General features: G+C 72.0%; 15 protein-coding genes. 9 read left to right on the forward strand and 6 right to left on the reverse strand.

Annotated features, from left to right (window positions below; genetic code table 11):
• Positions 1–89: 89 nt before the first annotated feature.
• Complete coding sequence (locus tag ACFYR3_RS27510; RefSeq protein WP_355849567.1) at positions 90–2024, reverse strand: acetyl-CoA carboxylase biotin carboxylase subunit; 1935 nt, start codon at positions 2022–2024, stop codon at positions 90–92.
• A gap of 8 nt (positions 2025–2032) precedes the next feature.
• Positions 2033–3649, reverse strand: coding sequence for a carboxyl transferase domain-containing protein (locus tag ACFYR3_RS27515; protein ID WP_389284927.1), 1617 nt, complete (start codon positions 3647–3649; stop codon positions 2033–2035).
• 97 nt (positions 3650–3746) lie between these two features.
• Here ACFYR3_RS27515 and ACFYR3_RS27520 point away from each other — a divergent pair, with 97 nt between their 5' ends.
• The 5 genes from ACFYR3_RS27520 (at position 3747) to ACFYR3_RS27540 (ending at position 8345) form a co-directional block, all read left to right on the forward strand.
• Positions 3747–4406: a TetR/AcrR family transcriptional regulator gene (locus ACFYR3_RS27520; RefSeq protein ID WP_355849573.1), complete on the forward strand. Its 660-nt coding sequence runs from the start codon at positions 3747–3749 to the stop codon at positions 4404–4406.
• A 108-nt stretch (positions 4407–4514) separates the two neighbouring features.
• Entirely contained in the window at positions 4515–5672 is a 1158-nt protein-coding gene (locus ACFYR3_RS27525; RefSeq protein ID WP_261703562.1) for an acyl-CoA dehydrogenase family protein, read from the forward strand.
• Between the two features lie 34 nt (positions 5673–5706).
• A complete protein-coding gene (tesB, locus tag ACFYR3_RS27530; RefSeq protein ID WP_355849576.1) occupies positions 5707–6579 on the forward strand; it encodes an acyl-CoA thioesterase II in 873 nt (290 codons plus the stop codon).
• A 45-nt stretch (positions 6580–6624) separates the two neighbouring features.
• Positions 6625–7623 (forward strand): cation diffusion facilitator family transporter, encoded by a 999-nt coding sequence (locus ACFYR3_RS27535; protein WP_389284928.1) that lies wholly within the window; start codon positions 6625–6627, stop codon positions 7621–7623.
• 44 nt (positions 7624–7667) lie between these two features.
• Positions 7668–8345, forward strand: a complete 678-nt coding sequence (locus ACFYR3_RS27540) for a maleylpyruvate isomerase N-terminal domain-containing protein (RefSeq protein WP_355849582.1) — start codon at positions 7668–7670, stop codon at positions 8343–8345.
• A 119-nt stretch (positions 8346–8464) separates the two neighbouring features.
• On the opposite strand, the gene ACFYR3_RS27545 is transcribed toward ACFYR3_RS27540, so the two are convergent.
• Positions 8465–9253 carry a phosphatase gene (locus tag ACFYR3_RS27545; RefSeq protein ID WP_355849585.1) on the reverse strand — a complete coding sequence of 263 codons (789 nt, stop codon included), beginning with the start codon at positions 9251–9253 and terminating at the stop codon, positions 8465–8467.
• 108 nt (positions 9254–9361) lie between these two features.
• Entirely contained in the window at positions 9362–11602 is a 2241-nt protein-coding gene (locus tag ACFYR3_RS27550; RefSeq protein ID WP_389284929.1) for a helix-turn-helix domain-containing protein, read from the reverse strand.
• 167 nt (positions 11603–11769) lie between these two features.
• On the opposite strand from ACFYR3_RS27550, the gene ACFYR3_RS27555 reads away from it, so the two are divergent.
• The 3 genes from ACFYR3_RS27555 (at position 11770) to ACFYR3_RS27565 (ending at position 15959) form a co-directional block, all read left to right on the forward strand.
• The gene (locus ACFYR3_RS27555; RefSeq protein ID WP_355849590.1) at positions 11770–13245 is read left to right on the forward strand and encodes a sodium:solute symporter; all 1476 of its coding nucleotides are present in this window, start codon (positions 11770–11772) and stop codon (positions 13243–13245) included.
• A gap of 63 nt (positions 13246–13308) precedes the next feature.
• On the forward strand, positions 13309–14277 hold the full coding sequence (speB, locus tag ACFYR3_RS27560; RefSeq protein WP_355849593.1) for an agmatinase: 969 nt from the start codon (positions 13309–13311) through the stop codon (positions 14275–14277).
• Positions 14274–15959, forward strand: coding sequence for a thiamine pyrophosphate-binding protein (locus tag ACFYR3_RS27565; protein ID WP_355849596.1), 1686 nt, complete (start codon positions 14274–14276; stop codon positions 15957–15959). Before speB ends, ACFYR3_RS27565 begins: the two co-directional genes overlap by 4 nt.
• A 74-nt stretch (positions 15960–16033) precedes the next feature.
• Here the strand turns inward: ACFYR3_RS27565 and ACFYR3_RS27570 are convergent, their stop codons facing one another.
• The gene (locus tag ACFYR3_RS27570) at positions 16034–16837 is read right to left on the reverse strand and encodes an endonuclease (protein ID WP_355849599.1); all 804 of its coding nucleotides are present in this window, start codon (positions 16835–16837) and stop codon (positions 16034–16036) included.
• A 224-nt stretch (positions 16838–17061) separates the two neighbouring features.
• Positions 17062–19296: a glycosyltransferase family 39 protein gene (locus tag ACFYR3_RS27575; protein WP_389284930.1), complete on the reverse strand. Its 2235-nt coding sequence runs from the start codon at positions 19294–19296 to the stop codon at positions 17062–17064.
• Positions 19297–19952: 656 nt separating this feature from the next.
• Here ACFYR3_RS27575 and ACFYR3_RS27580 point away from each other — a divergent pair.
• A complete protein-coding gene (locus ACFYR3_RS27580; protein WP_355849605.1) occupies positions 19953–20876 on the forward strand; it encodes a serine hydrolase in 924 nt (307 codons plus the stop codon).
• Positions 20877–20902 lie beyond the last annotated feature (26 nt).

The raw sequence follows: 20902 nt of genomic DNA on the forward strand, positions 1-20902 counted from the left end.
TGCTACGACCCCGCCATCCACCAAGCCAACGGCAAGGTCAGCGCAGCCGCTGAGGAACCCTTGGCGGCATAGAGGTTGACTCAGGAAACTCATGCCGTCTCCGCCTCCTCCGCGGGGGTGATGACCGCCAGGATCTGGTCCATGGCGACCGTCGTGCCCGGCGTGACATCCAGCTCGCTGACCGTTCCGGCGTGCGGCGCGGAGATGACGTGCTCCATCTTCATCGCCTCGACCACCAACAGGTTCTGCCCCGCGGTCACTTCGTCGCCGACGGCGACCTTCACGACCGTCACCGTGCCCGGCATGGGGGCGGTCAGCGAGTCGGCACCGGCGTGCGCGGCGCCGGTGAGCGACGCGGCCACCGGGTCGTGGTCGCGCACATGCCAGGCGTCGCCGTCGCGGCCGATCCAGTCGGCGGCGCGGTGGAAGGTGTGGCGGACCCCGTCGAGGGTCACCGAGACCCGGTCCGCGGTGACCGTGTGGCTGCCACGCGGGCTGTACTCCACGGGGTCGAGGACCCGCAGGGAGAAGCCCACCGGCCTCGGGGTGCCGCCGAGCCGCCAGCCGCTCGGCACGGAGAACGGATCGGTCCAGCCCTCGTCCGACGGAGCCAGCTCGGCGAGCCGGACGGCCGCCGCCGCCTCGTACACCTCCTCCGGCACCTCCGCCGGGACCAGCCCGGCCGCCTCCCGCTCGACCAGACCCGTGTCCAGGTCGCCCGCCACCACGTCCGGGTGGGCCAGCAGACGGCGCAGGAAGCCCGCGTTCGTCTGGACCCCGAGCGTGACCGTCTCGGCGAGGGCGGCGCGGAGCCTGCGCAGCGCCGTCGGGCGGTCGGGGCCGTACGCGATGACCTTGGAGAGCATCGGGTCGTAGAGGCTGCCGACCTCGGTGCCCTCCGAGAGGCCCGAGTCGGTGCGCACTCCGTCGCCCTGCGGCTCGTGCAGGGCGAGCACGGTGCCCCCGGAGGGGAGGAAGCCGCGCGCCGGGTCCTCGGCGCAGATCCGGGCCTCCACCGCGTGCCCGGTGAGGGTGATGTCCCGCTGCTCGTAGGGCAGGTGCTCGCCGGCGGCGACCCGGAGCTGCCATTCGACGAGGTCGAGGCCCGTGACGAGTTCGGTGACCGGGTGCTCCACCTGGAGGCGGGTGTTCATCTCCATGAAGTAGTACGAGGACGGGTCGCCGCCGGGGACGATGAACTCGACGGTGCCCGCGCCCCGGTAGCCGCAGGAGCGGGCCGCCTGGACGGCCGCCTCGCCCATCGCGGCCCGGGTGGCGGGGTCGAGGAGCACGCTGGGCGCCTCCTCGATGATCTTCTGGTGGCGGCGCTGGAGGGAGCACTCGCGCTCGCCCAGGTGTATGACGTGCCCGTGCCCGTCCGCCAGGACCTGGATCTCGATGTGCCGGGGCCGGTCGACCCAGCGTTCGACGAGCAGGGTGTCGTCGCCGAAGGAGGCCCGCGCCTCGCGCCGGGCGGCGGCGATCTCGTCGGCCAGGACCGTGAGGTCCCGCACCAGGCGCATGCCCTTGCCACCACCGCCCGCGCTCGGCTTCAGAAGCACCGGAACGCCGATCTCGCGGGCGGCCGCGATCAGCTCCGCGTCCGTCAGACCGCTGCCCGAGGAGCCGGGGACGACCGGGACCCCGGCCGCCTTCACCGTCTCCTTGGCGCGGATCTTGTCGCCCATCAGGGAGATCGCCTCGGGGGACGGCCCGATGAAGGCCAGCCCGGCCTCCGCGCAGGCCCGCGCGAACGCGGCGTTCTCGGCGAGGAAGCCGTAGCCCGGGTGCACCGCCTGGGCGCCGGTCCGGGCCGCCGCCTCCAGCAGCCGCTCCACCGACAGATAGCTCTCCGACGCGGGCGCCGGTCCGATCCGTACGGCCGTGTCGGCCTCCCGGACGTGCCGGGCGTCGGCGTCCGCGTCCGAGAAGACGGCGACCGAGCGCACGCCGAGCGCGCGCAGGGTACGGATGACGCGTACGGCGATCTCACCCCGGTTGGCCACAAGCACCGTGTCGAACATGGGTCCCCTCACATCCGGAAGACGCCGAACTGGGGGTCACCCAGGGGCGCGTTGGCACAGGCGGTCAGGGCGAGTCCGAGGACCTGCCGGGTCTCCATCGGGTCGATCACGCCGTCGTCCCAGAGCCGGGCGGTCGCGTAATAGGCGTTGCCCTGCCGCTCGTACTGCCGGCGGATCGGGTCCTTGAAGTCCTCTTCGTCCGAGGCGGGCCAGGACTCGCCGCGCGCCTCGATCTGGTCGCGCTTGACGGTCGCGAGGACCGAGGCGGCCTGCTCGCCGCCCATCACGGAGATCTTGGCTCCCGGCCACATCCACAGGAAGCGCGGCGAGTAGGCCCGGCCGCACATCGAGTAGTTGCCCGCCCCGTACGAGCCGCCGATCACGACGGTCAGCTTCGGAACGCGCGTGCAGGCGACGGCCGTCACCATCTTGGCGCCGTGCTTGGCGATGCCGCCGGCCTCGTACTGGCGCCCCACCATGAATCCGGAGATGTTCTGCAGGAACACCAGCGGGATGCCGCGCTGGTCGCACAGCTCGATGAAGTGGGCGCCCTTCTGGGCCGACTCGGAGAACAGGATGCCGTTGTTGGCGACGATCCCGACCGGGTGGCCGTGGATCCGCGCGAAGCCGGTGACCAGGGTCTGCCCGAACTCGGCCTTGAACTCGGCGAAGCGCGAACCGTCGACCACACGCGCGATGACCTCGCGCACGTCGTAGGGGGTACGGGAGTCGACCGGCACCGCGCCGTACAGCCCGTACGGGTCGACCTTGGGCTCGGCCGACGGCTCCACGGACCAGGGGAGCTGTCCGCGCGCGGGGAGGGTGGCCGCGATGTTCCGGACGATCCGCAGCGCGTGCGCGTCGTCCTCCGCGAGGTGGTCGGTCACGCCCGACACGCGCGCGTGGACCTCGCCGCCGCCCAGCTCCTCGGCCGTGACGACCTCGCCGGTGGCGGCCTTCACCAGCGGTGGCCCGCCGAGGAAGATCGTGCCCTGACCGCGGACGATCACGGCCTCGTCGCTCATCGCCGGCACATAGGCGCCGCCCGCCGTGCAGGAGCCGAGGACGGCCGCGATCTGCGGGATGCCGGCGCCGGACATCCGCGCCTGGTTGTAGAAGATCCGCCCGAAGTGGTCGCGGTCCGGGAACACCTCGTCCTGCATCGGCAGGAAGGCGCCCCCTGAGTCGACGAGATAGACGCAGGGCAGGCGGTTCTCCAGCGCGACCTCCTGGGCGCGCAGGTGCTTCTTCACCGTCATCGGGTAGTACGTGCCGCCCTTGACGGTGGCGTCATTGGCGACGATCACGCACTCTCGCCCGCTGACCCGGCCGATCCCGGCGATGACGCCGGCGGCCGGGGCCGCTCCGTCGTACATCCCGTCGGCGGCGAGCGGCGCCAGCTCCAGGAACGGTGAGCCGGGGTCGAGAAGGGCGTCCACGCGGTCGCGGGGCAGCAGCTTGCCGCGCGCGGCGTGCCGGGCGCGTGCCTTCTCGCCGCCGCCGAGCGCCGCCGCGGCCAGCTTCTGGCGCAGCTCCTCGCCCAGCGCGCGGTGTGCCGCCTCGTTGGCCCTCCAGGCCTCCGACGCGGGATCTGCCGCGCTCGTCAGCTCCGGTGCCTCTTGCATCCTGCGGTCCCCTCACCAGGTGGTCGACCAGTTAATGAGCGTTAACGCAACCCCTTCAGGTTAACGACCGCTAACCCGCCTGTCTAGAATTGTTTTCATGGCCACCAGAACCGACGCCCCCACCCGGCGCGAGCAGATCCTCAGGGAAGCGGCCCGGCTGTTCGCCGAGCGCGGTTTCCACGGCGTGGGAGTGGATGAGATAGGAGCGGCGGTCGGCATCAGCGGCCCCGGTCTCTACCGGCACTTCGCCGGCAAGGACGCGATGCTCGCCGAGCTGCTGGTGGGGATCAGCGGGCAGCTGCTCACGGGCGGCAAGCGCCGGGTGGCGGAGGCCGAAGGGGGTGCGGAGACACTCCTCGACTCGCTCATCGAGGGGCACATCGACTTCGCGCTCGACGACCGCCCCCTGATCACCCTGCACGACCGCGAGCTGGACCGCCTGCGGGACAGCGACCGCAAGCTCGTGCGGCAGCTCCAGCGCCAGTACGTCGAGCTGTGGGTGGAGGTGGTCCGCGAGGTGTACCCGGAGCTGACCGAACCCGCCGCCCGTTCGGCCGTGCACTCGGTCTTCGGCCTGCTGAACTCGACCCCGCACCTGGGGCGGCCGGGCGCGCTCCCGGGGCGTACGGGGACCGCGGAACTGCTGCACCGGATGGCGCGGGGGGCCTTCGGGGCGGCGGCCGTGGCTCCAGGGAGTCCCGTGGCTCCCGGGGTGACAACAGTGGCTCCTGGGGCCCCCGTGGCTCCCGGGGCGTGACGAGCGTCTCGGGTGGTGACCCCTGGACGGCGCTCGTGACCGACGGGTAACCTCATGTCTGAGCAAGCGCTTAGAAATGACCCAGGTATCCAGGCGGAGGTGGCGGCGGTGCGCCGTACTGTGTTCAACGAGGACCACGAGGCGTTCCGGGAGACCCTGCGCGCCTTCATCGAGGCCGAGGTCGTCCCGGTCTACGACGAGTGGTTCGCCGCCGGCCAGGCGCCGCGCGACTTCTACTACAAGCTCGCCGAGCTCGGCGTCTTCGGCATCCGCGTGGACGAGGAGTTCGGCGGCGCCGGCATCGACTCGTACAAGTTCGAAGCCGTGATGTACGAGGAGACCTCGCGCGCCGGTGTCCAGTTCGGCGGCTCCGGTGTGCACGTGCTGCTCGGCCTGCCCTACATCAAGTCGCTCGCCACCGACGAGCAGAAGAAGCGCTTCCTGCCGAAGTTCGTCAGCGCCGAGGAGATGTGGGCCCTCGCGATGACCGAGCCGGGCACCGGCTCCGACCTCGCGGGCATGAAGACCACCGCCAAGCTCTCCGAGGACGGCACGCACTACGTCCTCAACGGCTCCAAGACCTTCATCACCGGCGGCGTCCACGCCGATCGCGTGATCGTCTGCGCCCGCACCTCCGCGCCCACCGCCGAGGACCGCCGCCACGGCATCTCCCTCTTCGCCGTGGACACCAAGTCCGAGGGCTACTCCATCGGCCGCAAGCTCGACAAGCTCGGCCTGAAGACCTCCGACACCGCCGAGCTGGCGTTCGTCGACGTGAAGGTGCCCGTCGAGGACCTGCTCGGCGAGGAGAACAAGGGCTTCTACTACCTCGGCCACAACCTCGCCTCCGAGCGCTGGGGCATCGCCTTCGGCGCCTACGCGCAGGCCAAGGCCGCCGTCCGGTTCGCCAAGGAGTACGTCCAGGAGCGGACCGTCTTCGGCAAGACCGTCGCCTCCTTCCAGAACACCAAGTTCGAGCTGGCCGCCTGCCAGGCCGAGGTGGACGCGGCCGAGGCCGTCGCCGACCGCGCCCTGGAGGCCCTCGACGCCGGTGAGCTGACCCCGGCCGAGGCCGCCAGCGCCAAGCTGTTCTGCACCGAGGTCGCGCACCGCGTCATCGACCGCTGCCTCCAGCTCCACGGCGGCTACGGCTTCATGAACGAGTACCCGATCGCCCGTCTGTACGCGGACAACCGGGTCAACCGCATCTACGGCGGGACCAGCGAGATCATGAAGACGATCATCGCCAAGGACATGGGCCTGTAAGGTCCGCGAAAAGACTGCGCGGTACAACTGCCCCATGAGTGAGGCACTTCAGAGTCTCCTCGATCTGCTCGATCTCGAGCGGATCGAGGAGAACATCTTCCGCGGCCGGTCCCGGTCCGCCGTCGTCCCACGGGTCTTCGGCGGACAGGTGGCGGCGCAGGCCCTGGTCGCCGCCGGGCGCACGGTCCCCGAGGACCGGCTCGCCCACTCCCTGCACGCGTACTTCCTGCGGATCGGGGACCCCGGAGCACCCATCGTGTACTCGGTGGACCGCATCCGCGACGGCCGCTCCTTCACCACCCGCCGGGTGGTCGCGGTCCAGCACGGACAGCCGATCTTCCACCTCTCCGCGTCCTTCCAGACGTACGAGGAGGGCATGGAGCACCAGGCCCCGATGCCCCCCGCGCCCGACCCGGAGACGCTGCCCACGGCCGCCGAACTGCTTCCGCTGTACGCCGACGTCTTCACCGACGCCGACGTCGTGGAACGCATCCTGGAGGCCCGCGAGTCCGTCGACCTGCGCTATGTCGACGCGCCCCCGTACGGCACCGTCGGCGAGGCCCGCGAGCCGCGCTCCCAGGTGTGGTTCCGCACCAACGGCAAGCTCGCGGACGACCCGCTGCTGCACGTCGTCCTCGCGACCTACGTCTCGGACATGACGCTCCTCGACTCCATCCTGCTCGCCCACGGGCGTGGCGGCTGGGTGACCGGCGACGTCGTCGGCGCCTCCCTCGACCACGCGATGTGGTTCCACCGCCCGTTCCGCGCCGACGAATGGCTGCTGTACGACCAGGAGTCGCCGTCCGCGTCGGGCGGCCGGGGTCTGGGCCAGGCCCGGATCTACACCCAGGACGGCCGGCTGGCCATCTCGGTGATCCAGGAAGGCGTGGTCCGCGTCCCGCGATAGCGACGCGTTCCCCGGTGCGGACCCGTTCCTCGGTAAGACTGAGGCATGACCGAAGCAGTAGCACGCGACGAGGACAGTGGCGGCGAGAGCGGCGACGGAGGCGGCGAGAGCGTCTTCACGGTGATCGTCGCCGCCGCCGCCAATCTCGGGATCGCCCTCGCCAAGGCGGTCGCCGGCGTCATCAGCGGCTCCAGCGCGATGCTGTCGGAGGCCGCCCACTCCGTCGCCGACACCGTCACGGAGCTGCTGCTGCTCACGGCGCTCAAACGCAGCGAGAAACCCGCCGACGAGGACCATCCCCTGGGCTACGGCCCCGAGCGCTACATCTGGGCGCTGCTCGCCGCCGTCGCCACCTTCGTCGGCGGCGCCGTCTTCTCGATCTACGACGGCATCCACACCCTGGTCGCGGGGGAGAAGCTCGGCGACCCGCTCGTGTCGTACATCGTGCTGGCCGTCGCCTTCCTCCTGGAGGGCTTCTCCCTGCGGACGGGACTGCGGCAGGCGCGCGGTGAGGCCGCCCGGGTCGACGCCCCCTTCACGACCTACCTCCGGCGTACGCCCGACACCGCCGTCAAGGCCGTCGTCATGGAGGACTCGGCCGCGCTGGTCGGACTGGTGTTCGCCGCGGGCGGCCTGCTCGGCGGTCAGCTGACCGGATCGGGCGTCTGGGACGGCATCGCCTCGCTGCTCATCGGACTGCTGCTGCTCTACGTCGCCTGGGTGCTCGGCCGTTCCAACGCGGAGCTGCTGATCGGACGGCCGCTGCCCCGCCCGATGCGGGAGCGGATCCGGGCCGAGCTGCTGGAGGTGGAGCACGTGGAGGCCGTACTGGACCTGATCACGCTCGTGCAGGGGCCGCGTGAGGCGCTCGTCGCCGCCAAGGTCGACTTCCGGGACGCGTCGACCGCGGCCGAGATCGAGTGGGCCTGCGAACAGGCCGAGGACCGGCTCCGGGCGGTGTTCCCCTCGGTGAGCAGGGTGTACCTGGACCCGACACCGGGGTACGCCCAGCGACGGGACGAGGGGCTGAATCCCTGGCCGTGAAAGGCGGTTGAGGCGGTCGGGCGGCGAGCGGTTGGATGGCGGCCATGACCTATGCGGAAGAGTCGTGGAACTGGCGCGGGGCACGCGTCCGGGAAGTCTTCCTGGAGGCCGCGGACACGGTCGTCGGGCTGCTCGCCGAACCCGCCGTCGCCGCCGCCTGGAAAAAGCCCGGCGCGCTGCGGGACTTCGGCGTCGGCGGCCTTGCGGCGCACACCGTCTGGCCGGAACTCGCCCTGCCGGACCTGCTGGCACAGCCGTTGCCGGTCGAGCCGGTGGTGTCGCTGCGGGAGTACTACGTGGAGCGGGTGACCTGGCTCGACGCGGGCGTCGACGGCGCGGTCAACATCCGTATCCGGCGCGCCGGGGAGGCGACGGCGGCGGACGGGCACGAGGTGCTCGTGGGACGGGCCCGCGAGGCCGTCGAACGGCTGCGGACCGCGCTGCCCGAGGCCCCCGCCGTGCGACCGGTCCGGATGCCGTCCTGGGGCGACTGGTCCCTCGGCCTCGACGACTTCCTGCTCACCCGGCTGATGGAACTCGTCGTCCACGCCGACGACTTGGCGTACGGCGTGGGCCTTCCGGCACCGGACTTCCCCGAGCGGGTGACCGCGCCGGTGGTCGACCTGCTCGCCCGCCTCGCGGTCCGGCGGCACGGGCCGGTGAACGTCGTCCGGGGGCTCGCACGTGCCGAGCGCGCCCCCGGGTCGATCGCCGGGATCTGACGGGATCAGGGGGCGCCGGGCTCGGGCGAGGCCCGCTTGAGCGGATACGGCTCAGCTCAGGCCGGCTTGCTTGAGCAGATACCGCTCAGGCCAGGCCGGCTTGCTTGAGCAGATACGGCTCAGGCCAGGCCCGCTTCCTTGAGCAGATACGCCGTCATCGGGTCGTAGTGGCGCGGGCTGAGGACGTGGTCGTCGAGCGGGACCACGACCTGGAGCGTGCCCTCCGACTCGGCGAGGAAGAGCGCCGGGTCGTTGCTGTCGGCGTATCCGACGGAGTCCAGGCCCTGTTGGCCCGCGAAACCGGCCCAGCCGTGGTCGGCCACGACCAGGTCGGGCAGCGGGCGGCCCGCCCGCCCCAGACCGGTGAGGATCGCGCGCATCGGCTCGCCCGAGTGGGTGTGCCACAGCGAGGCGCCGTGCTCCAGGACCGCCACGTCCGCGAACTGCATGACGTACCCCTCGTCCGTCTGCAGGCCGTCCGGGATCACCACGATCTCGCAGCCGGCGGCGCGCAGGGCGGCGGCCGTGGCACGGTGCACGTCCAGCAGCCCGCCCGGGTGGCCGGTCGCGAACAGCACCCGCTGCCGGCCCTCGGCCGCCTTGCGCAGCCGGGCCGCGAGACGGTCCAGCGCGTCCAGGGTCAGCTCGGGGTCGATGGTGTCCTGGCCGTACCGGTACTCCGGGTCGTCGTTGACGCCGACCCGCTCCGCCATCACCGCGAGCACGTCCTGCTCGTCGCTCCAGCGGTCGCCGAGTTCCAGACCGAGCCACCAGTTGCGCTCGCCGTTCGCCAGCTTGCGGTAATGGGAGAGGTTGTTCTCGCGGGGCGTGGCGACATCGCCCGCGATACGGGTCTTCACGAGATGGTCGACAAGTTCGGCGCGGCTGGGCGTCCCGGGTATCGGCATACCCCCATTGTGCCGGTGCGCTCCGGCCGGGGGTGCGGCCGTCCCGGTCGCTGGGATGTGCGTCACTCAGGTGTACGGGGACCTGGGGCCGGTCCCGGCGCCGTGCGCTCAGTCGTCCCGGAGCGCGAACCACAACTCCATCCTTACGTCCGGGTCGTCGAGGTCCGCGCCCAGCAACGCGGCGCAGCGGGCGATGCGTTGGCGGACGGTGTTGCGGTGGACGGACAGGGCCACCGCGGTGCGGTCCCAACTGCCGTGCAGGGAGAGCCAGGTGCGCAGGGTCTCGGTCAGGGCGGGGGTCCCGGCGACCGGAGCGAGCAGGGCGTGGGCGTGGGCCTCGGCGTCGGCCGGGGGGACGAGGTCGGCGAGCGCGGGACGGTCGCCGTGGCGGACCAGAGGAGCCCGGGTGGCGCGGGCGCGGGCCAGCGCGCGGGCCGCCTGGGTGTCGGCGGCCGCCCACGCGTGCGGGCCCGCGGGTGCGCTGACCCCGCAGGTCCAGCCCGGCTGCGCGGTGGGCTCGCGGTCGCCGGGGACGAGGACGCGGACGACGTCGCCGCCGACGTCCACCAGCGCGGAGCCCAGCGCGGCCGCCAGCGCGGACGCGGAGACGGCGTCCGGGGCGGGGCCGTCCCCGGCGGGGCGGGCGTGCACGACCACCCACCGTTCGCCGCCGAGAAGCGGTGCCACCGTCTCCGGCGCGGCCCCGAGCAGCAACCGCACCAGCGCAGCCGACCGCGCGGCCCCGCTCCCGCTCTGGTGCTCCCCGGTGAGGAGGGAGAGCAGCACGGCCGCGACGGAGGCGATCGTGTGGTCGCCGGGGTCGCGGCGCGGCGTGGCGACCCCGAGGACGAAGCCCTGGCCACTGCCGAGGGCGTAGGCCGCGAGATGGACGCCGCCCACGGTGTCGGTGGCGGACGACGGGGCGGGCCCCTGAGCCCCGCGGGGCCGCACGACACCGGCAAGCTCGGCGAGCACCACCTCGGGAGCCGGCACGACGGGGAGTGCGTCGGCGGAGTCGGGTCCGGTCGTCGGCGTCCCGGCCGCGTGCGCCCCGGGCGGGGGTGCCGGGTCCGCGTGTGCCGGGTCCGTGGGTGCCCCGGACCGGGCTGTCCTGCCCGTGCTCGTGCTCGTCCCGGAAACGCCGGTCGGGCCGGCGTGTCCCCCGGCCTCGGACGCGGCCTGCGGGAGCCGCGCCGCGTCGGCCGGCCGGGTCGTGTCCGTCGGGCCGACTCGGTTGGCCGGCCGGGTCGCCTCCGCGGCGTCGGCCGGGCGGTTCGTGTCCGTCGGGTGGGTCGCGGTGGTCGGGTGGGTCGGAGGTGCGGGGTGGGGGGTGTCCGTCGGGCCGGCTCGGTTGGCCGGCCGGGTTGCCTCTGCGGCGTCGGCAGGGTGGTTCGTGTCCGTCGGGTGGGTCGCGGTGGTCGGGTGGGTCGGAGGTGCGGGGTGGGTCGTGTCCGTCGGGCCGACTCGGTTGGCCGGCCGGGTTGGCTCCGCGGCGTCGGCCGGCCGGGTCGTGTCCGTCGGCCGGGCCGGCCCGGCCGGGGCCGGGTCCGGCCGGGGAGCCGCGTCGGCCGGCCTCGCGGTGTCTGCCGGGCGGGCCTCAGTCGCTGAGGGGGTCCTGGCGTGGGCCGGGTCCGCCGGGCCGGCCCGGTTCGCCGACCGCGCCGCTTCCTGGGGGCCGGACGGCGGGAGTCTCCCCGCGTGGGCCAGTTCCGTGCCCTCCGGCCCGTACAACGCGGCCCAGCCGCCCAGCCGCTGGGCCAGCTGCCGGAGTACCGCCGGTACCGGATCGGGGCGGGCAGCCGCGGCCGCCAGGCTCTGCTGGGCCTCGGTCACCCGGCGGAGTTCGGCCAGCCGGGCCTGGGCCATGAGCTGCCACACCGCGCGGGCGACCCCGGAGAACGTCGTCCGGGGCGGAACCTCCAGCAGGGGCAGCCCGTGGGTGTCGCAGGCCGCGACCAGGGCGCGCGGGACCGTGTCGTGGACCGGCGCCAGGCCGAAGCCGAGCGCCGCGCCGCCCGCCGCGACGATGCGGGAGACATAGCCCTCGAAGTAGTCCCCCGAGCTGTCGGCCTCGTCCGCGCCGGGGGTGCCCGCGTCGGGACCGGCCGCCGCGGGCACGTGGACCCCGGCCGTCAGCAGCAGCTCGCCGCCCAACAGGTAGGGGTAGGGGTCGGCCATCTCCGAGGTGTGCGCCCAGTGGATCACCGTGTCGGGCTCCGCCGGCCCGGCGATCAGGCGCAGGGCCAGGTCCTCGCGGGCGAGCAGCGCCGACAGCGGCACCGGAGGGGTCGGCGGTACGGCCGGGGCGGACGGTGACTGCGGTTCCGGCACGGTGGACAGTTCCTCCATCCCGTTCGGATCGAATGGATGAAACGTACACTTCGCAGCCGCTTTCCGGCCACCTAATGTCGGTCCCGACCGGCAGCCACGGGTACGGGCGGATGTCCCCGCGATCAGTTGCCGGCTCGTCCCCCACATCCCCGCACGACACGCCACAGAGCACCCCGAGGAGACCCATGGCCGTCGATTACGCAGTCATCGTCGTCTATCTGGCCGGCATGCTGGCCATGGGCTGGTGGGGCATGCGCCGCGCCAAGTCCAAGAGCGACTTCCTCGTCGCGGGGCGGCGACTCGGGCCCGTCATGTATTCCGGCACCATGGCCGCCATCGTGTTGGGCGGCGCGTCCACCATCGGCGGTGTGGGCCTCGGCTACCAGTACGGGCTCTCCGGAGCCTGGATGGTCTTCACCATCGGCCTCGGCCTGCTGGCGCTCAGCGTCTTCTTCTCCGCCCGCATCGCCCGCCTGAAGGTCTACACCGTCTCCGAGATGCTCGACCTGCGCTACGGCGGCCGGGCCGGTGTCATCTCCGGTGTCGTCATGTGGGCGTACACCCTGATGCTCGCGGTCACCTCGACCATCGCGTACGCCACGATCTTCGACGTCCTCTTCGACATGAACCGGACGCTCGCGATCATCCTCGGCGGCTCGATCGTCGTCGCGTACTCGACGCTCGGCGGCATGTGGTCGATCACCCTCACCGACATGGTGCAGTTCGTGGTCAAAACCGTCGGCGTGCTGCTCCTGCTCCTGCCCATCGCGGTCGTCAAGGCCGGCGGGTTCAGTGCGATGAAGGCCAAGCTGCCCACCGAGTACTTCGACCCGCTGGGCATCGGCGGCGAGACGATCTTCACCTATGTACTGATCTACACGTTCGGCATGCTGATCGGGCAGGACATCTGGCAGCGCGTCTTCACGGCGCGCGGTGACAGGACCGCCAAGTGGGGCGGCACCGTCGCCGGTACCTACTGCCTGGTGTACGCCCTCGCCGGTGCCGTCATCGGCACGGCGGCCAAGGTCCTCTACCCGAAGCTGCCCAGCGCCGACACCGCCTTCGCGACCATCGTCAAGGACGAACTCCCGGTCGGGGTGCGCGGACTGGTGCTCGCCGCGGCCCTCGCCGCTGTGATGTCCACCTCCTCCGGTGCCCTGATCGCCTGCGCCACCGTCGCCAACAACGACATCTGGTCGAAGCTGCGCGGCGCCGTGAAGCGCGACACCGAGGACCGTGACACCGAGGACCGCGACGAGGTCAAGGGCAACCGTGCCTTCATCCTGGTCATGGGCATAGCCGTGATCTGCACGGCCATCGCGCTCAACAACGTCGTCGAGGCGCTGACCGTCGCGTACAACCTGCTCGTCGGCGGCCTGCTCGTCCCGATCCTCGGCGGTCTGCTGTGGAAGCGCGGCACGGTGCACGGCGCGCTCGCCTCCGTCGTCGTCGGAGGAGTCGCCGTCATCGGCCTGATGGCCGCCTACGGCATCCTCGCCAACGAGCCCGTCTACTACGGGCTGCTCCTCTCCCTGGCCGCGTACGTGATCGTCTCGCTGGCCACGCCGGCGACCGACGCCGCGGTGCTGGCCACCTGGCGGGAGCGGCTCGCGGGCCGTGACGCCGAACCCCTGTCCGAACCGGTCCCGGTTCACCAGTAGAGTCGTATTACTTGTACTTAGTTGTACATACGCGACTAAGCGTAGGAAAGAAGGCAATACCCCATGAGCAGCAACGAGACGCCCCGCGGCCCCGTCGACTCGTCCCGCATCCCGCGGTACGCGGGCCCCGCGACCTTCGCCCGGCTGCCCCGCCTCGACGAGGTCGGCACCACCGACGTCGCCGTCGTCGGTGTGCCGTTCGACTCCGGCGTCTCGTACCGGCCGGGCGCCCGCTTCGGCGGCAACGCGATCCGCGAGGCGTCCCGGCTGCTGCGCCCCTACAACCCCGCGCAGGACGCCTCCCCGTTCGCCCTCGCGCAGGTCGCGGACGCCGGTGACATCGCGGCGAACCCGTTCAACATCAACGAGGCCGTGGAGACGGTGGAGGCCGCCGCCGACGAGCTGCTCGGCACCGGCGCCCGCCTGATGACCCTGGGCGGCGACCACACCATCGCACTGCCCCTGCTGCGCTCGGTCGCCAAGAAGCACGGCCCGGTCGCGCTCCTCCACTTCGACGCCCACCTCGACACCTGGGACACGTACTTCGGCGCCGAGTACACGCACGGCACCCCGTTCCGCCGCGCCGTCGAGGAGGGCATCCTCGACACCTCGGCGCTCTCCCACGTCGGCATCCGCGGGCCGCTCTACGGCAAGCAGGACCTCACCGACGACGAGAAGATGGGCTTCGGCATCGTCACCTCGGCGGACGTCTACCGCCGCGGCGCCGACGAGGTCGCCGACCAGCTCCGCCAGCGCATCGGCAACCGCCCGCTCTACATCTCCATCGACATCGACTGCCTCGACCCGGCGCACGCGCCCGGCACCGGCACCCCGGAGGCGGGCGGCATGACCTCCCGCGAGCTCCTGGAGATCCTGCGCGGCCTCTCGTCCTGCAACCTGGTCTCGGCCGACGTGGTCGAGGTCGCCCCGGCGTACGACCACGCCGAGATCACCGCGGTGGCGGCGTCCCACACCGCGTACGAACTGACCACCATCATGTCCCGCCAGATCGCGGAGGCCCGAAGCAAGTGACCCACGACCACGACCTGGTTCTCCGCCCGTCGGCTGCACAGACGGAGGCCGCGCTCAACCCTCCCCCCGGCCGCAACGGCGGAGACCTGGTCGTGGAGACCCTCTCCGGTCTCGGCGCCACGATCGTGTTCGGACTGCCGGGTCAGCACGCGCTCGGCATGTTCGACGCGCTGCGCCGCTCCTCGCTCCAGTACGTCGGGCTGCGCGTCGAGAACAACGCCGGGTTCGCGGCGGACGCCTACGGCCGGATCACCGGCGAGGCCGCGCCGCTGCTGCTCTCCACCGGTCCCGGGGCGCTGACCTCGCTCGCCGCGCTCCAGGAGGCGCGCGCCGCCTCGGCGCCCGTCCTCGCCATCAGCAGCCAGATCCCGACCGCCGGCCTCGGCGGCGGCCGGCACGGCTATCTGCACGAACTCCCCGACCAGCAGGCGTCGTTCCGGGGCGTGGTGAAGTCGGTCCACACCGTGCGTACGCAGTCCCAGATCCCCTCCGCCATCGCGGCGGCCTGGGAGTCGGCGCTGACCGCCCCGCACGGCCCGGTCTGGGTGGAGATCCCGCAGGACGTCCTCCTCGACGAGACGAGCCTGCCGATGGTGACGGCGATGGACGCGACCCCCGAGGACGTGGTCCCGCGCCCCGAACTGACCGCGCTGGCAGCCCACTTGCTGTCCTCGGCGGCCCGCCCCGCGATCATCGCGGGCGGCGGTGTCGTACGGGCGGACGCGTCCGGCAAGCTGCGCGCGCTCGCCGAGAAGCTGAACGCGCCGGTCGTCACCACCTTCGGCGGCAAGGGCGCCTTCCCCTGGGAGCACCCGCTGTCCCTCCAGTCCTGGCTGGAGGACCGGTACACGACCGACTTCCTGGAGGACGCGGACGTCCTGCTGGTGGTGGGCTCGGGCCTCGGCGAACTCTCCTCGAACTACCACACGTTCAGGCCCCGCGGCCGGGTGATCCAGATCGAGGCCGACCTCGGCAAGCTGGAGTCCAACCACCCGGCGCTGGGCATCCACGCGGACGCGCGCCTCGCGCTGTCCGCGCTCCTGGAGACGGTGGAGGAACGCCCCGACCCGGCGGCGCCGGACCGCGTGAGCACGGTCCTCGCCCGGGTCGCGGAGCGCATCGCCGCCCAGGAACTCACCCTGGAGCAGGACGTGCTGGCGTCCGTCCGCCGGGCCCTGCCGTCCACGTCGCCGTCCTTCTGGGACATGACGATCCTGGCGTACTGGGCGTGGTCGGCCTTCGACCCGCGCGGCGCCAACACCATGCACTCCGCCCAGGGCGCCGGCGGCCTCGGCTACGGCTTCCCGGCTGCGCTGGGCGCGGCGGCGGCCGATCCCTCCCGCCCGGTCCTCGCGGTCTCCGGCGACGGCGGCGCGCTGTACTCCATCGCCGAGCTGGCCACGGCGAAGCAGTGCGATCTCCCGGTCACCTGGCTCATCGTCGACGACGGCGGATACGGCATCCTGCGCGAGTACATGACCGGCGCCTTCGGCCGGGCGACCGCCACGGAGCTGTCCCGCCCGGACTATGTGGCCCTCGCCGAGTCGTTCGGCGTGCCGGGCGTCCTCACGAGCCCCGAGACGCTGGAGGAGGAGCTGGCCAAGGCCCTGGCCGCCCCCGGCCCCTCGGTGGTCGTCCTCCCGGCGGTCCTGCGGATGTTCGCGCCGACCCACCTGGGCTGAGCGCCCACGCCCACCTGGGCTGAGCGCCCACCCCGGGACCCCTCCCGCAGGGGAGAGGTCCCGGGCCGGCCCGTCTACCAGATCGCCTCGACCCACTCCGGGTGGTCGATGAACGGGTTGCGGTTGTGCTGGTAGGTGTCGTAGATGACCTGGTTGCGCTTCTCCTCGAAGGCGCTCGGCGGGTCCTCGTCGTTCCACGCCTTGAGCACTGACAGCTTGCCGATGAACGGGTTGCTGCCGTTGTTGACCTTCTCGTCGGGCTCCAGGTCGGCGAAGCCGTCGTCGCCCTCGTAGCGGACCGCCATGTAGAGGATCATGCGGGCCACGTCACCCTTGTCGGCGTCGCGCGGCTCGAAGGAGTCGGAGTCGACGAGGCTGCCACCCCCGTTGGTGACCGTGCTGCCGCCGTTGTCGAAGTCCAGGTTGCCCCGGATGCTGTTGACCTGGACGTCCGCCGGGCGCAGATGGTGCAGGTCGGTGCCGGGACCGGTCACCTCGCCGAAGTCGCCGTGCGACTTGGCCCAGGTGTGCTCGCGGTTCCAGTCGCCGACGTCACCGCCGTTGAGGGACTTGGCGCGCGAGACGCCGCTGTACAGCAGGATCACGTTGCTGCTGTTGTTCGGGTCCTGGTCGGTGACCTTCAGCGCGTTCCAGACCGCGGCGTACGAGATCTTGGTCTGGCTGCTGATGATGGTGTGCAGCGAGGACTTCAGGCTCGTGCCGGTCTTGCCGATCGCGTTCTTGTAGTACGTGCTGTCGTACGCGGTCGTCGTTGCGCTCGCGGGGGTCGCGGTCATCGTCGGGAGGGTGAGGCCGACGAGAACCGCGGACGTACTCAGCGCCAGGGTCTTCCAGCGGCCAATGTGCGTGGCGGGCATCGTGGGGTGTCCGTTCTACGCGGGTTGAATGGAGCGGATAACCGGGAGCGTGACATGGACATGAGGTTCCTGGGGTTAAGGAGAGGTGTCGGTTCCGTGTCGGGATTCAACAACTCGGCCGCTGCGTGCGAGACATGACATACCGGACCCCCGGCCGGGATCGCCGAGTGTCGAGCGGCCCCTGACCGGGTGTGGTCAGGGGCCGCCGGGTGTCGGGAGTGCGGTCAGCCGAGGTCGGAGGGGTCCAGTCGGTAGAGCGTCGATGTCGACTGGCCGTTCTGGGCCTCGGAGCTCGAACCCGACTCCGACGTCGTGGTCTTGCTGTACTCGCTCTCCTTCACAGCGGTAGCGTTCTTCTGCACCCAGGCGGTGACCGCGGAGCTGGCGCTGTTGCCGCCGCCCATACCGCCGCCCATGCCTCCGCCGCCGACCTGGATGTAGTGCAGCTCGCCCTTCTTCACCAGCTCCTTGAGCTTGGCGACCGTCATGCCGTTGTCGCTGCCGGTGAAGCCGAACATGGAGATGACGGGCTTGTGGGTGCTCAGGATCAGCTGTCCGGCGCTCTGCGAATTGGACACCGCGAGCAGCCACTTGGCGCCGTCCGCGTGCTTCTCCAGGTACGAGATCAGCTCGCTGCTGGTGCCGCCGCCCATGCCGCCACCGCCGCCGAAGCCGCCCCCGCCGCCGGGCTGACCGCCCGAGCCGTTCGGGGCCGTACCACCGGGAGCCGTGCCGTTCTCGCCGCCGGGGAAACCGCCACCCTGGCCGTCGCCCGCGCCGCCCTGCGGGGCACCGCCGGGCAGCTCGCCGTTCGCGCCACCGCCGGGCGCCGTCTGGCCACCCTCCTGGCCGGCCGCCTGGCCGCCCTGTCGGGTGCCGCCGCCCGGTCCGCCGCCGTTGCCGCCAGGGCCGCCACCGCGACCACCGAAGCCGTTGCCGGTCGACGGACCGGCGGTCGGGTTGGTGCCGCCCATGCCGCCGCCGCCCGTACTCGCCGGAACGGCGACCGCGTAAGCCGTCGGACCCGCGAGGGCCGCGACGATCGCGGCGGTCACGGACGCGGCCAGCAGTCGGGCGCGTCGGCCGGTACGGAAGAGGACCAGGCCCACGATCGCCAGTGCCATGACCACCGCGACGGTGGGCCACAGCCAGGCGTTCCAGTCGGTGGCCCGGCGCAGCAGCACGACCGCCCAGACGCCGGTGACCGCGAACCCGGCGGGCAGTACCCACGACCAGCGCACGTCGCCGCCCCGGAAGGCGCGCAGCAGCATGGTGCCGCCGCCCCCGCACAGCACCGCGATGCCCGGGGCGACCGCGGTCGTGTAGTACGGGTGCATGGTGCCCTCGGCCATGGCGAACGTCAGGTAGTGCAGGAGCAGCCAGCCGCCCCACAGCACCAGCGCGGCGCGCGTGAGATCGGTGCGCGGGGCGCGGCCGCACAGCACCAGACCGCCGACGAGGGCGATGGCCGCGAAGGGGATCAGCCAGGAGATCTGGCCGCCCAGGATGTCGTTGAACAGCCGGCCGAGACCAGCGGTACCGGAGAAGCCGCCGCCCCCGCCGCCTCCGCCCCCGCCGTTGCCCTCGCCGCCGAGGACCCGGCCGAGGCCGTTGTAGCCCATGATCAGGTCCCAGGCAGTGCCGTCCGTCGAACCGCCGATGTAGGGCCGGTCGTCGGCGGGCACGAGGGAGACGGCCGTCGCCCACCAGAAACTGGAGACGGCCAGGACCACGCCCGCGAGCAGCAGGTTCACGATCCGCTTCCTGAGCTTCGGCGTGGCCGCGTAGAGGTAGACCGCGAAGACGGCGGGCAGCGCGATGTAGCCCTGGAGCATCTTCGTGTTGAACGCGAGGCCGAAACAGGCGGCCGAGCCGAGCAGTGGCAGCAGCCTGCCGTTCGTGGTCGCCCGCAGGGCGAGCGCCGCACCCGACACCATCAGGAACACCAGCAGGGTGTCGGGGTTGTTGTCCCGGTTGATGGCGACCGTGATCGGGGTCAGCGCGAGCACCAGCGCGGCGACGGTCGCCGCGCCGTGGCCCCACACCCGTTTCACGGAGGTGTGCAGGATCCAGATCGTCGCCAGTGCGACGAGGATCATCGGCAGCATCATCTGCCAGGTGCCGAAACCGAGGATCCGGCAGGACAGGCCCATGACCATCAGCGCGAACGGTGGCTTGTCGACGGTCATGAAGTTGCCCGCGTCCAGCGAGCCGAAGAACCACGCCTTCCAGCTCTGTGTGCCGCTGAACACGGCGGAGCTGTAGAAGCTGTTCAGGCCGGAGGCCGACAGGTTCCAGGAGTACAGGACCACGGCCAGTACGAGGATCGCCAGCAGCGCGGGCAGCGACCAGCGGGGTGCGGCCGGCGCCGTCTCCGCGGGCCCGGCCGGCGCGGGAACCGGCGGCGGGGCGGCGGGAGTCGTGGGGGCGTCGGGCGATGGGTCAGTGGCAGACGTCACCGTCGCACCCTGACGCGAGGTGATGGGTGCGCACTGTGCTCCACCTGGGGGTGAGCTGTGCATCCGTCCTCCGCACCCCGGCATCCGCATCGCGAGCCTACGCACCGGGTTCCCGTACGCCGGGTTTCCTGATCCGGGCCTCAGCACCCGGGCCTCCGTGCCCCGGCCTCCGCATTGTGAGCCTGCGCGCCGGGTTCCCGTATGCCGGGTTTCCTGGTCCGGGCCTCAGCACCCGGGCCTCCGCATTGCGAGCCTGCGCACCGGGTTCCCGTACGGCGGGTTTCCGTACGCCGGGTTCCCTGGTCCGGGTCTCCGTGCCCCGGGCTCCTCTGCCCTGGGCCTCTGCGCCCCGGGCTCCTGCATCCCGGGTCTGCCTCGATCGTCCGCGTCCCGGGCCCGAGGTCTCCCCCCCCCGACGTCTCCGCGCTTCGCGCCCGCGGGTCTCCGCCCCCAGGTCTCCGCGCCCGTGGGCCTTCGCCTCGGGGTCTTTGCGTCCCGTGCCCCGGGTTTCTGCGTTCCGGGGCTGTGCTCCGAGGCTTTGGGCTCGAACTCTCGTCTGCAGAACACCCGTACAACCATCGGTCGCCCTTGCGAGTCATCAGAGAGCGCGCGCCCTCGGGCGCGTTCGTATCGCTTCAAGGGGATGGGAAGCCTCCATGATTCACCGGATATCCCGGCGTGCCCGTGTGCTCGCAGTGAGCCTCGGCGCCGGGGTCATCGTGCCGCTCGCGGTCGCCGCGGCCCCGGCCGCCGCCGCGCCGGCGCCGACGGTCAGCTGTACGTCGGGCAAGGCCGGTCTGGCCGCCAAACTGCAGACGGACATCACCGCGGCGCTCGCGAACCGCAAGGGCACCGTCGCGGTCGGCCTCTACGACCGCACCACGAACACCACCTGCACGCTCCGCGCCACCACCGCCTTCGACTCGGCCAGCACGGTGAAGGTCACCGTCCTCGCCACGCTGCTCTGGGACGCGAAGAAGCACAACCGCTATCTGACGAGCACCGAGACGTCGCTCGCCACCAAGATGATCACCCAGTCGGACAACGCCTCGACCACCAAGCTGTGGAACCAGCTCGGTCTGACGAAGATCAAGGGCTTCCTGACGGCCGCGGGAATGACGAAGACCACGCCCGGCACCGGCGGCTACTGGGGTCTGACGCAGATCAACGTCACCGACGAGCAGAAGCTGCTCAAGCTCATCACGGCGAAGAACACGGTGCTGAGCGACAGCTCCCGCGCCTACATCCTGAAGCTCATGGGCCAGGTCATCTCCTCGCAGCGCTGGGGGACACCGGCCGGGGCGCCCTCGACGGTCGCCGTGCACGTCAAGAACGGCTGGCTCTCGCGCTCCACGAACGCGTGGCGGGTGCACAGCCTCGGCACCTTCAACGGCGGCGGCCACGACTACATGATGTCGGTGCTCACCGTCGGCAGCAGCACCATGGACTACGGCGTCGCCACCATTCAGGCCGTCGCCAAGGTCATCCACAAGGACCTCGTGCCGGTCACCGTCGCCGCTCAGCGGTTCACGCCGACCTCGCAGCCGACGGAGGCCTTCCCGGCCGTCCCGGCCGGCTGACGACGCCGCGCCCCGGGCATCCGTAC

It is taken from the genome of Streptomyces sp. NPDC005784, assembly GCF_042871525.1.
Taxonomy (GTDB): Bacteria; Actinomycetota; Actinomycetes; order Streptomycetales; family Streptomycetaceae; genus Streptomyces.

Coding starts and splice junctions, on each gene's coding strand:
- ACFYR3_RS27510 (WP_355849567.1), bottom strand. CDS start 2,024: ATGTTCGACACGGTGCTTGTGGCCAACCGGGGTGAGATCGCCGTACGC.
- ACFYR3_RS27515 (WP_389284927.1), bottom strand. CDS start 3,649: ATGCAAGAGGCACCGGAGCTGACGAGCGCGGCAGATCCCGCGTCGGAG.
- ACFYR3_RS27520 (WP_355849573.1), top strand. CDS start 3,747: ATGGCCACCAGAACCGACGCCCCCACCCGGCGCGAGCAGATCCTCAGG.
- tesB (WP_355849576.1), top strand. CDS start 5,707: ATGAGTGAGGCACTTCAGAGTCTCCTCGATCTGCTCGATCTCGAGCGG.
- ACFYR3_RS27535 (WP_389284928.1), top strand. CDS start 6,625: ATGACCGAAGCAGTAGCACGCGACGAGGACAGTGGCGGCGAGAGCGGC.
- ACFYR3_RS27540 (WP_355849582.1), top strand. CDS start 7,668: ATGACCTATGCGGAAGAGTCGTGGAACTGGCGCGGGGCACGCGTCCGG.
- ACFYR3_RS27545 (WP_355849585.1), bottom strand. CDS start 9,253: ATGCCGATACCCGGGACGCCCAGCCGCGCCGAACTTGTCGACCATCTC.
- ACFYR3_RS27550 (WP_389284929.1), bottom strand. CDS start 11,602: ATGGAGGAACTGTCCACCGTGCCGGAACCGCAGTCACCGTCCGCCCCG.
- ACFYR3_RS27555 (WP_355849590.1), top strand. CDS start 11,770: ATGGCCGTCGATTACGCAGTCATCGTCGTCTATCTGGCCGGCATGCTG.
- speB (WP_355849593.1), top strand. CDS start 13,309: ATGAGCAGCAACGAGACGCCCCGCGGCCCCGTCGACTCGTCCCGCATC.
- ACFYR3_RS27570 (WP_355849599.1), bottom strand. CDS start 16,837: ATGCCCGCCACGCACATTGGCCGCTGGAAGACCCTGGCGCTGAGTACG.
- ACFYR3_RS27580 (WP_355849605.1), top strand. CDS start 19,953: ATGATTCACCGGATATCCCGGCGTGCCCGTGTGCTCGCAGTGAGCCTC.